1 protein-coding gene is annotated in these 2,705 nt (G+C 73.4%); it reads right to left on the bottom strand.

All coding sequences use genetic code 11. The annotated features are described in order from the left end of the window. Positions 1–42: 42 nt before the first annotated feature. Positions 43–2,235, bottom strand: a complete 2,193-nt coding sequence (gene glgB / locus HO151_RS03005) for a 1,4-alpha-glucan branching enzyme (RefSeq protein ID WP_368039400.1) — start codon at positions 2,233–2,235, stop codon at positions 43–45. Positions 2,236–2,705 lie beyond the last annotated feature (470 nt).

Genomic DNA, 2,705 nt, shown 5'->3' with positions numbered 1-2,705 from the left:
CGCCGGACGGGCCGGATCTCCGGCCCGTCCGGCGCGAGGGACCTAGGCCGGGCGCAGCCACACCGTGGACAGGGGCGGCAGCGTCAGGCGGATGCTGGCCGGGCGCCCGTGCCAGGCCAGATCGTCCGGCTTGACCGGGTCGGCGTTGCCGACGCCGCTCCCGCCGTACCGTTCCGCGTCCGTGTTGAGCACCTCGTGCCAGGCGTTCACGTCGTCCGGCACCCCCAGCCGGTACTCGTGCCGCACCACCGGCGCGAAGTTGGAGACGGCCAGCAGCGGCGACCCGTCGGCGGCGTGCCGCAGGAACGCGAAGACGTTGTCCTCGGCGGCGTCCCCGGCGACCCACCCGAACCCGGCGGGATCGGTGTCGAGCTCCCAGAGCGCCGGGGCGTCCCGGTAGACGGTGTTGAGGTCCCGGACGAGGTCCCGCACCCCCCGGTGCTCGGCGGCCGCCCCGTAGGACGGGTCCAGGAGCCACCAGTCGGGACCGTGCGCCTCCGACCACTCGGCGCCCTGCGCGAACTCCTGGCCCATGAACAGGAGCTGCTTGCCGGGGTGGGCCCACATGAAGCCCAGATAGGCCCGCTGGGTGGCGCGCTGCTGCCACCAGTCGCCGGGCATCTTCGACACCAGCGACCGCTTGCCGTGCACGACCTCGTCGTGGGAGATCGGCAGCACGTAGTTCTCGCTGTACGCGTACACCATCGAGAACGTCATCTCGTGGTGGTGGTACTTGCGGTGTACCGGCTCGTGCGAGACGTAGTCCAGCGAGTCGTGCATCCACCCCATGTTCCACTTCAGCCCGAACCCGAGGCCGCCGAAGCCGCCCGGCCCTATGTGGTGGGTGGCCCGGGTGACACCGTCCCAGGCGGTCGACTCCTCGGCGATGGTGACGACGCCCGGCTCGCGCCGGTAGACGGTGGCGTTCATCTCCTGGAGGAAGGCGACCGCGTCGAGGTTCTCCCGGCCGCCGTGGACGTTGGGCGTCCACTGCCCGGCCTCGCGCGAGTAGTCGAGGTAGAGCATGGAGGCGACGGCGTCGACCCGCAGCCCGTCGATGTGGAACTCCTCGCACCAGTACACGGCGTTGGCGACGAGGAAGTTGCGCACCTCCCGCCGGCCGTAGTCGAACTCCAGGGTTCCCCAGTCGGGGTGCGCGGCCCGCAGCGGGTCCTCGTGCTCGTACAGCGGGCGCCCGTCGAACTCGGCCAGCGCCCACTCGTCCCGGGGGAAGTGCGCGGGCACCCAGTCCATGATCACGCCGATGCCGGCCCGGTGCAGGGCGTCGACGAGGTACTTGAAGTCGTCCGGGGTGCCCAGTCGCGCGGTGGGCGCGTAGAAGCCGGTGACCTGGTAGCCCCAGGAGCCGCCGAAGGGGTGTTCGGCGACCGGCATCAGCTCCACGTGGGTGAAGCCGAGGTCGGAGATGTAGCGGGGCAGCTGCTCGGCCAGCTCGCGGTAGGTCAGGCCCGGCCGCCAGCTCGCGAGGTGCAGCTCGTACACGGAGAAGGGGGCCTGGTGCGCGGGCCGCTCGGCCCGGCGCGCCATCCACTCCTGGTCCTGCCACTCGTGGCGCGAGGAGTGGATCACGGAGGACGTGGCGGGCGGCAGCTCCGTACGCCGGGCCATCGGGTCGGCGCGCAGCGTCTTCGTCCCGTCGGGCTTGGTGATCTCGAACTTGTAGAGCTCCCCCTCGCCGACGCCGGGCGCGAACAGCTCCCACACGCCGGAGGAGCCCAGCGACCGCATCGGGAACGCGGTCGCGTCCCAGAAGTTGAAGGTGCCGGCGACCCGGACACCGCGGGCGTTCGGCGCCCAGACCGAGAAGCGGGTGCCCGCCACGCCCTGGTGCTCCATCGGCTCCGCGCCGAGGACCTTCCAGAGCTGCTCGTGCCGTCCCTCCCCGAACAGGTGCAGATCGAGGTCGCCGAGCGTGGGCAGGAAGCGGTACGCGTCCTCGGTGTCGTGCACGGCCCCCTCGTACTCCACGGACAGCCGGTAGGGAGGCACCTCGTGCAGCGGCAGCACGGCGGAGAAGAACCCGTCGCCCTCGTCGTCCAGCGGGGCCCGCAGTCCGTCGGCGACGACGGTCACGGAGAGCGCGTACGGCCGCAGTGCCCGGAAGACCACGCCGCCGGGCACGGGGTGGGCCCCGAGCACGGAGTGCGGATCGTGGTGGGCGCCCCCGAGCAGCCGCTCCCGGTCGGCCCGGTCGAGCACGGCCACGGACCGCACGTCCTGCACGGCCCCGGCACCGGACGCCGCCGCCGGCACGGCACCCGCCGCAACCGGGCCGGGCTCCGCCTCCGCTACGGGTTCCGTGCCGGCCCCAGTCCTCGTGGTCGTCCCGGTCCCCGTGGCAGGCGTGGGGTCCGCAGTCGACGTACCGTCCGGGACCGGCCCGGGGCCCGCAACCGTCCCGGGGCCCGCAACCGTCCCGGGGTCCGCAACCGTCCCGGGGTCCGCAACCGTCCCGGGTTCCGCAACCGTCCCGGGTTCCGCAACCGTCCCGGGTTCCGCAACCGTCCCGGGTTCCGGGACCGGCGCGGGTTCCGTGGTCGTCCCGGCCTCCGCGACAGGCAGCGGATCCGTGGCAGGCGCGGGTTCCGCGGACGGCACGCCACCCGCGACCGACCCGGGGTCCGGGACCGGCAGGGGTTCCTCGGCCGTCCTGGCCGCCACGGCGGGCACGGAGCCCGCGACCG

Source organism: Streptomyces sp. 8P21H-1 (assembly GCF_013302945.1).
This window is presented reverse-complemented; position numbering and strand designations above follow the sequence as displayed.